The 6,459-nt window shown below is 69.9% G+C and carries 6 protein-coding genes and 1 pseudogene; 2 read left to right on the top strand and 5 right to left on the bottom strand.

Going from position 1 to position 6,459, the window contains the following annotated elements; genetic code table 11:
• Positions 1 to 166 precede the first annotated feature (166 nt).
• Positions 167 to 523, bottom strand: a complete 357-nt coding sequence (locus tag VGR06_RS41445; RefSeq protein WP_327564734.1) for a hypothetical protein — start codon at positions 521 to 523, stop codon at positions 167 to 169.
• Between the two features lie 106 nt (positions 524 to 629).
• Between VGR06_RS41445 and VGR06_RS41440 the strand changes: the two genes are divergently transcribed.
• Together VGR06_RS41440 and VGR06_RS41435 are read left to right on the top strand one after the other, a co-directional pair.
• The gene (locus tag VGR06_RS41440; RefSeq protein ID WP_327564733.1) at positions 630 to 1,493 is read left to right on the top strand and encodes a helix-turn-helix transcriptional regulator; all 864 of its coding nucleotides are present in this window, start codon (positions 630 to 632) and stop codon (positions 1,491 to 1,493) included.
• A gap of 2 nt (positions 1,494 to 1,495) precedes the next feature.
• The gene (locus VGR06_RS41435; protein ID WP_327564732.1) at positions 1,496 to 1,711 is read left to right on the top strand and encodes a DUF397 domain-containing protein; all 216 of its coding nucleotides are present in this window, start codon (positions 1,496 to 1,498) and stop codon (positions 1,709 to 1,711) included.
• On the opposite strand, the gene VGR06_RS41430 is transcribed toward VGR06_RS41435, so the two are convergent.
• The 4 genes and pseudogenes from VGR06_RS41430 to VGR06_RS41415 form a co-directional block, all read right to left on the bottom strand.
• Positions 1,701 to 2,348, bottom strand: a complete 648-nt coding sequence (locus tag VGR06_RS41430; protein ID WP_327564731.1) for a TrkA family potassium uptake protein — start codon at positions 2,346 to 2,348, stop codon at positions 1,701 to 1,703. The genes VGR06_RS41435 and VGR06_RS41430 overlap by 11 nt on opposite strands.
• Positions 2,345 to 3,004, bottom strand: coding sequence for a TrkA family potassium uptake protein (locus VGR06_RS41425; protein WP_327564730.1), 660 nt, complete (start codon positions 3,002 to 3,004; stop codon positions 2,345 to 2,347). The genes VGR06_RS41430 and VGR06_RS41425 overlap by 4 nt, the downstream gene beginning before the upstream one ends.
• Before the next feature lie 473 nt (positions 3,005 to 3,477).
• On the bottom strand, positions 3,478 to 6,258 hold the full coding sequence (locus VGR06_RS41420; protein WP_327564729.1) for a cation-transporting P-type ATPase: 2,781 nt from the start codon (positions 6,256 to 6,258) through the stop codon (positions 3,478 to 3,480).
• Positions 6,258 to 6,459, bottom strand: a pseudogene (locus VGR06_RS41415) (peptidase); the annotation flags it as partial. The gene VGR06_RS41420 and the pseudogene VGR06_RS41415, both read right to left, overlap by 1 nt.

Raw genomic sequence — 6,459 nt, 5'->3', positions numbered from 1 at the left:
ACCAACGAGGCTCCCCGCTCCAACTGATGATCTTCGACAATCACCAGTCCTAGCGCGGAGCCTCGTTGCCCGTCAGCTCACCACGCCGATCACCCACCAACCGTGATCAACACTCACCCCGGCTTAAAGTCCCTGGCATTGACACTCAACGTCCCGAAGGAGTCCTTCATGGCACTTGGCCCTCCACCCAGACCACGTGCGGGGTTACGTGCTTTCCGGTGCGGAACCGCCGCACGAGGGCGTTCGGTGAGTGCGCGCTGAGGTGCATGCCGTTCCCGACGGTGATCGCGTCGGCGTGGTCTTCGAACGCCAGGCCCCAGGCAGCGAGCCGGGCGTCGACCCGGTCGCCGTACTCCTGCACGATCGCGAACATGCGGGGCGCGTCCTCAGCGACCATCAGCCGCATCTCCGCGGCGAACTCCTCCCCACCGCACAGCGGCTCGATTCCGGCCGGATCCTGGGCGAACGGGTCCAGGGGCTGCGCACCCTCCGGCGTCGGGTCGGAGCTGGCCTTGGCTAGCATCGTGTCCTCCTACGGCTACTGACTGTTAGAATGATACTAATCGAATTTAATCGGACTGACCATCGCCTGGATGGCTGGTTCGCGATGAGGAGGGGAGTAACGCTCCGTGGCCACCGGCACGCCGTCGCATCGTCGGGTTCGGCTCGGCATCGCCCTGCGCCATGCGCGTGAGGAGCATGAGCTGACCCAGCAGCAGGTGGCCGAGATCGTCGGGCACAGCCAGGGCTGGGTCAACAAGATCGAGACCGCGCAGACGGCCCGGATCAAGCAAGCCGACCTGGACAAGCTCCTGGGGACCTACAAGATCGTGGGCGCCAAGGCCGAGGAGCTCCGGCAGTTCGCCCGATCGCCCTACGGGGAGCGGGGCGTCTGGGTGGACACCAGCTCGAGCCCGGCGTGGTGGAGTGAGTACCAGGAGGTCGAGCGCGAGGCCCGGGTGATCAAGGCGGTGCACCTGGAGGCACACGACGGCCTGATCCAGTCCGAGGCCTACATGCGCCGGCAGTTCGAGCTGTACGGGCAGGTCAACGTCGAGAAACTGGTGCGGGCGCGGCTGGCGCGGAAAGAGGCGATGTTCGGTCAGGATTCGCCGCCTGACTGCACATTCGTGTTGAGCGAGGGGTGTCTGCGCCGGCACATGGGCGATCCAGCCATGATGATCACCCAGCTCAAGCACCTGCTCGCCCTGTCCGAGAGGCCGTATATCACGATCCTTGTTCTGCCGTTTGACGCGCACTTCCCCGCGACGAACTACGGTTTCACGTTCCTGCAGTTCAACAGCGCGACCATGGGCGACTTCGTCAGTGTCCAGTACGAGATCGGCTCGGCGACCATCGACGACGAGGATGCGATGCGATTGTTTCAACGACGGTGGGAGGTCATTCGCAGCGCGGCGCTGGGAGAATATGACTCGCGGCGGTTCCTCCGCCGGGTGCTCAAGGAGTACCAGGACATCGTGAAAGGGTCCTGACCATGCGGACCTACGACTCGCGGACCGCGGCCTCGGTCTTCGGCTCGGGTGGTTGGTTCAAGGCGACCGCGAGCGAGGCGAACGGCACCGGTTGCGTCGAGGTCAACTTCAGCTCCGACGGCCTGGTCGGCCTGCGCGACAGCAAGCACCCTCAGGGTGGCGCGTTTGCTTTCACCCCAACCGAATGGCGCACCTTCCTCACCACTGTCAGCCGTTGAACTGGAAGGCGTTGTGCACGTCGGCTTCGGTGGCGGCGTTGGTGACCAGGAGGACCGTGTCGCCGGGGTGGAACTGGTAGTCCGGGCCGGGGACGACCGGTTGGGCCTGGTGGATGACCGCGGCGACGACGGTGCCCGGGGGGAGCTTGAGGTCGGCGAGGGCGCGGCCGACCGCGGCGGAGTGCTCGTCGAGGTGGGTCTCGATGACGGTGACGCCGGCCGTGGCGAGGCGGACGAGGCCGACGGTGTCGGTGGAGCCGGTGGCCTCCTCGATCAGCGACACCAGGGGTGCGGCGGCGGGGAGGGCGACGTCGACGCCCCAGCGCTGGTCGAACAGCCAGGTGTTGTCGGGGTCGTTGACCCGGGCGAGCGTGCGCGGGACGGCGAACTGCCGCTTGGCGAGCAGGGCGATGACGAGGTTGTCCTCGTCCTCTCCGGTGGAGGCGAGGAGCAGGTCGGCGTTGTGCGCGCCGGCCGCCTCGAGGATGCTCGGCTCGCAGGCGTCGCCGTGGATCATGCGGTGGTCGCTGTGGTGGGTGCGGTCGCGGTCGATGACGGTGACCTGGTGGCCGGTGGCGGCCAGCAGGTGGGCGGCCTGCTCGCCGAGCCGGCCGGCGCCGGCGATGAGGACCTTCATGTGCCGAGCTCCTTGGCGAGGAAGGAGCGGAGCCGGTCCAGCGCGCTCGTGGCGACGGCGAAGCTGACCGCGTCGCCGGGCCGGGCGTGGCTCTCGCTCGTGGGCAGGAAGGAATGGCCGCCCCGGGTGACGGCGACGACCCGGATCTCGCCGTCCACCTCGAGGTCACGCAGCGGCCGGTCGGCCAGCCAGTCCGGCAGGATCTCCCGCACCAGCAAGGTTTCGCCGTTGCCGAAGCTGACCTCCGGGTTGACATGGCGGTGCCGGAGCAGCTGGCTGATCCGGCCGACTGTCCACCGGACGCTGGCGACGGTCGGGATGCCGAGCGACTGGTAGATGTCCGCGCGGCGCGGATCGTAGATCCGCGCGATGACCTGCGGCACCCGGTAGTCCTCCTTGGCGATCCGGGCGCCGACGATGTTGGTGTTGTCGCCGGAGGTCACCGCCACGAACGCGTCGGCGGTGCCGATGCCGGCCTGCTCGAGCAGCCCGCGGTTGTAGCCGTTGCCGACCAGGAACCGTCCGGTGAAGGTGGCGGGCAGCAGCTCGCGGGAGTCCGGGTCGCGGTCCAGCACGCAGACGTCGTGCCGGTCCACGGAGAGCTGGTGCGCGAGCGTCGAGCCGACCCGCCCGCAGCCCATGATGATCGCTTTCATGCGGTGTCCTCCAACTCGGGAATGTTGGCCATGGTCGTGGGTCGCCTCGGGTGGTGGGTCACTGGACCGTTCCTCGGGCAGACCTCGTTCCTCGGCCTACCCTCGTCGCGGTGGGCCAACTCCCTCGCCTGGCATTCCGCAAGCTTCATGCGGTGTCCTCCAACTCGGGAATGTTGGCCATGGTCGTGGGTCGCCTCGGGTGGTGGGTCACTGGACCGCTCCTCGGGCAGACCGTGTTCCACTGGGGGCAAGCCCCCAGACCCCAGTTCCTCGGGCCCACCTCGTCGCGGTGGGCCAACTCCCTCGCCCGGCATTCCGCAAGCTTCATGCGGTGTCCTCCAACTCGGGAGTGTTGGCCGTGGTCGTGGGTCGCCTCGGGTGGTGGGTCACTGGACCGTTCCTCGGGCAGACCTCGTTCCTCGGCCTGCCGTCGTCGCGGTGGGCCAACTCCCTCGCCTGGCATTCCGCAAGCTTCATGCCGTGGCCTTCCTGCGGTGGAGCAACGCTTTGCGGATCTCGTCGGCGACGAGCACCAGGGCGCCGAACGCGGTGACCAGCGCCCAGTCGGCAAGGGACAGCGGGGCGGTGTGGAAGATCGCCTGCAGCGGCGGCGCGTAGCTGATCGCGCACATGATCGCCACGCCGATGAGCTGGGCGCCGATGAGTGCCGGATTGGACAGCAGGCCGAGCCGGAACACGCTGAGCCGGTTGCTACGCACGGTGAAGGCGTTGAACACCTGGCTGACCACGATCGCGGCCTGGGTCATGGTGAGGGCCTCCCGGTACACCGGATTGTCCGCAGTGAACTCGCTGAACGGGATTCCGGCGGTGTGGATGTGCCAGAAGAACACGAACGTCGCGCCGATGGCCTGGATGCTGCCGAGGAACAGGAACCGGCGCACCAGCGCGGCGGAGAACAGCCGCTGCGTCCGCTTGCGGGGCGGGGCGTCCATGATTCCGGGCTCGGGCGGCTCGGTGCCCAGGGCCAGCGCGGGGAGCACGTCGGAGCCGAGATCGATGGCCAGGATCTGCATGGCGTTGATCGGCACCAGCGGGAAGCCGGCGAACGTGGCGGTCAGGATCGGCACCAGCTCACCGAGGTTGTGGCTGAACAGGTAGATCAGGAACTTGCGGATGTTGGCATAGACCGAACGGCCCAGCCGCACCGCGGCCGCGATCGAGGCGAACGAGTCGTCCAGCAGCACCATCACCGCGGCCTCGCGGGCCACATCGGTGCCGGAGGCGCCCATCGCCACGCCGATGTCCGCCCGTTTCAACGCGGGTGCGTCGTTCGCGCCGTCGCCGGTGACCGCGACCACCTCGCCAAGATCCTTGAACGCGCCGACCACCCGCATCTTGTGCTCCGGCTTGACCCGGGCGAACAGCACATCCTGTTGCCGGGTAAGGAGATCACGCAGGGCGTCGTCGCCGGTGCGGTCCAGCTCCGCGCCGGTGACCGTGCGCGGCGGGCCGGGCGCGGTCAGGATGCCGACCCGCCGGCCGATCGCCTCCGCGGTGAGCGCGTAGTCCCCGGTCACCATGACCACCCGGATTCCCGCGCCACGGCAGGCTTTCACCGCCTCGACCACCTCCGGGCGCGGCGGGTCGAGCATGCCGACCAGGCCGAGCAGCGTCAGCCCGCTCTCCGCCTCATTCTGGCCGACCCGGGCGTCGTCGACCTCGCGGACCGCGACGGCCAGCACCCGCAACCCCGAGGCGGCCATGGCGTCGTTCGCGGCCAGCACCCGCCGCCGCGCCGTATCGTCCATAGTGGACTCGCCGCGGATGCTGGTGCAGCGGGCAAGCAGCTCCATCGGCGCGCCCTTGACGAAAGCCCGTACCCGGCCGTCGCGCTCGTGCAGGGTGGTCATGAGCTTGCGGGCGGAGTCGAACGGGAACTCGCCGACCCGCGGCGCCGCGGCCTGTTCGGCCGTGAGGTCCAGCCCGGCCTTCGCCGCGAGCGTCAGCAGCGCGCCTTCGGTGGTGTCGCCGAGGATCCGCCATCCGTCCTTCCCGGACGGTGGGAGCAGCCGGGCGTCGCAGCACAATGCCGCCGCCCGCACCAGATCGAGCACCGGCTCCGGATCCTCGACGCTGCCGTCCGGCGCGTAGCCGGCGCCGGTGACCCGGTGGGTGCGGCCGGCCGCCCAGACCTGCTGCACGGTCATCTCGGCCTTGGTGAGCGTGCCGGTCTTGTCCGTGCAGATGACCGTCGTGGAGCCGAGTGTCTCCACCGCGACGAGCTTCTTCACCAGCGCCTGGCGGCGGGCCATCCGCCGCACACCGATCGCCAGCGCCACCGACAGCGTGGCCGGCAGCCCTTCCGGGACGCAGGCCACCATCACGCCGAGAGCGAACACGAACGTGGCCACGATGGGCCCGCCGAGCGGCAGCCGCACCGCGAACAGCAGCGCCCCCAGCACGAACGCCGCCAGCGCCACCCGCCGCGCCATGCCGGCGATCTGCCGCTGCAGCGGGCTGCGGTCCGGCGCGGTCTCGGCGGTGAGCCGGTAGATCCGGCCGAACTCGGTCCCGGTGCCGGTGCCGGTCACCACCGCCTTGCCGGCGCCGGTGGCGACCGTGGTGCCCATCCAGACCAGGTTGCGCGCCTCGATCGGCGGCACGCTCGCGGGTACCGGCTCGGCGGTGCGCCCGGCCGGGTCGCTCTCCCCGGTCAGCGCCACGTTGTTGACGGCCAGCTCGTGTGCCTCGACCACCCGGCAGTCCGCCGACACCGCGTCGCCCGCCTCCAGCACCACCACGTCGCCCACGACCAGCTCGGCGGCCGGCACCTCGACGCGCTCGCCGTCACGCAGCACGCCGGCCCGGTGCGGCACCATCGCCCGCAACGCCTCCGCGGTCCGCTCCGCCATGTACTCCTGCCCGAACCCGATCGCGGCGTTGAGCAGCACCACCGCCACGATCGCAACCGCCAGCTGGAGATTCCCGGCATCCGGCGGATCGCCCAGCAGGTACGCCGCCAGCGTGAACACTGCCGCCACCAGCAGCACCACCGCGAACAGATCCGTGAACTGGCCGAGGAACCGGAGCACCAGCGACGCGCGCGGCGCGCTGGGCAGCTCGTTGCGGCCCCGCTCGGCCAGCCGGACCACCGCCTCCGCCGACGTCAGCCCGCGCGGTGCGGAACCGGCCGCGGCGAACACCTCGTGCGGGGACAGCTCCCGCACCGCCGGCAGTCCACTGTCGACGGTCGGCGGTGCGGTCAGCAGTCGGTTCCCGCCGGCAGCGTCCATTACGCTGCCCTGGTGGACGTTCTGCGGACGTCGGTCGCGGTGAGAATGCCGATGGGTCCGCGGTCGTCGATGACGATCACGGTGTCCTGGGCGGGGCGCAGGGGTGTGCGCCGGATGACCGCGGCGAGGGGCTCGTCCGGGCGGGCCAGGAACCGGCTGTCCAGGGGATGGGTGACGTCCCGTACGTGGACGGTGCGGCGC

Source organism: Actinophytocola sp., assembly GCF_036002505.1.
Lineage (GTDB): Bacteria > Actinomycetota > Actinomycetes > Mycobacteriales > Pseudonocardiaceae > DASYTH01.
The sequence above is the reverse complement of the archived record's forward strand: the minus strand, read 5'-3'. Positions and strand labels throughout refer to the sequence as shown.

Coding starts and splice junctions, on each gene's coding strand:
- VGR06_RS41430 (WP_327564731.1), bottom strand. CDS start 2,348: ATGAAGGTCCTCATCGCCGGCGCCGGCCGGCTCGGCGAGCAGGCCGCC.
- VGR06_RS41445 (WP_327564734.1), bottom strand. CDS start 523: ATGCTAGCCAAGGCCAGCTCCGACCCGACGCCGGAGGGTGCGCAGCCC.
- VGR06_RS41425 (WP_327564730.1), bottom strand. CDS start 3,004: ATGAAAGCGATCATCATGGGCTGCGGGCGGGTCGGCTCGACGCTCGCG.
- VGR06_RS41420 (WP_327564729.1), bottom strand. CDS start 6,258: ATGGACGCTGCCGGCGGGAACCGACTGCTGACCGCACCGCCGACCGTC.
- VGR06_RS41435 (WP_327564732.1), top strand. CDS start 1,496: ATGCGGACCTACGACTCGCGGACCGCGGCCTCGGTCTTCGGCTCGGGT.